Raw genomic sequence first — 1,601 nt, forward strand, 5'->3', positions numbered from 1 at the left:
CCCTCGGCAGCCTCCATTGTGAAAACCGGAATAAAACTCACAATAGTGGTGGACACAGCGGTAAGGATTGCAGTGGCTACCTCTGATGATCCTTTGTAAATGGTCGTGACCAACTTCTGCTCTGGAGGAGCTTCATCGATGTGCTTGATAATGTTTTCTGAAAGGATTATCCCCAAATCCACCATCGTACCGATGGCGATAGCTATTCCAGATAGAGCTACAATATTTGCATCTACCCCAAAATAGCGCATCGCTATAAAAACCATCAGAATTGCAATTGGTAATAAGCTTGAAATCAGAATAGATGCTCGCAGGTTATAGACCATCACAATCACAACCAGAATAGTAATCAGAATCTCCAAAGAAAGCGCCTCCTCCAAGGTGCCTAGGGTTTCCTGAATCAGTGTAGATCTATCGTAAAATGGAACAATGGTCAACTGGCTAATACGACCATCGGCCAAGGTCTTTTTTGGGAGCCCAGGTGCTAATTCTGTGATTTTCTCTTTCACATTATTAATGACCTGAAGAGGATTGGAACCGTAGCGCGCGACTACTACACCACCGACTACCTCAGCCCCGTCTTTATCTAAAAGTCCTCTTCTGTTAGCTGGGCCTAGGCTTACTACCCCTATGTCTTTTATCCGGATCGGAACGTTTTGCTCCACGGAAACTACTGCCTCTTCTAAGTCCTCTACCTTTTTGATATAGCCCAAGCCTCGCACTAAATATTCGGCTTGGTTGATTTCTATGGTTTTGGCACCTACGTCCCTATTGGATTGCTTTACAGCTTCCATGACTTTCATCAAGGGAATATTATAGGCTTTAAGCGCGTCGGGATTTACATCTACCTGATATTCCTGTACAAATCCACCGATTGAAGCCACTTCCGAAACGCCTTCCACGGCGTTTAAGCCATACTTAACAAAGAAATCCTGAACAGTCCTTATCTCGTGAAGATCCCATCCTCCGGTAGGATTGCCTTGCTCATCTCTTCCTTCCAGCGTGTACCAATAAACTTGGCCTAGAGCAGTGGCGTCAGGACCCAGTCCCGGCTGAACTGCCTCTGGAAGCAATCCTGCAGGTAATGAACTGAGTTTTTCCAGGATTCTTGATCTAGACCAATAGAATTCTGTGTCTTCGTTGAAGATGATGTATATGCTGGAAAAGCCGAAAATAGAAGAGCTACGGATGGACTTTACTCCAGGAATTCCTAATAGATAGGTAGTTAGTGGGTAGGAGATTTGATCCTCAATATCCTGTGGAGATCTACCTGGCCATTGGGTGAAAACAATTTGTTGGTTTTCTCCAATGTCAGGAATGGCATCAACGGGGACAGGATCTGATGGAAGCGAACCTACTTTCCAACCGAAGGGAGCTGTCACAATTCCCCAAGCTATCAAAGCGATAAGCAAAAGAACTGTAACTAATTTGTTTTCAAGAAAATACTTGATAATTGAGTTAAGCATGAAATAATCCTAAGAAAATGGAATACTGGATAAACTTTGCTACAAGCAATTGAGCTCATAGAAAAAGGCGGTCTGCAAGACCTAAGTTTACCTATCCGGATTAAATCAAGAAAGATTGAAAAAGAACAGTATAGT

At 43.4% G+C, this 1,601-nt stretch carries 1 protein-coding gene; it reads right to left on the minus strand.

The features are described from left to right. The coding region (locus ABJH64_RS13795) for an efflux RND transporter permease subunit (protein ID WP_348334530.1) at positions 1–1,466 on the minus strand (1,466 nt) is incomplete at its 3' end. Positions 1,467–1,601 lie beyond the last annotated feature (135 nt).

The organism is Algoriphagus sp., from assembly GCF_039969895.1.
In the GTDB taxonomy this organism is placed as follows: domain Bacteria; phylum Bacteroidota; class Bacteroidia; order Cytophagales; family Cyclobacteriaceae; genus Algoriphagus.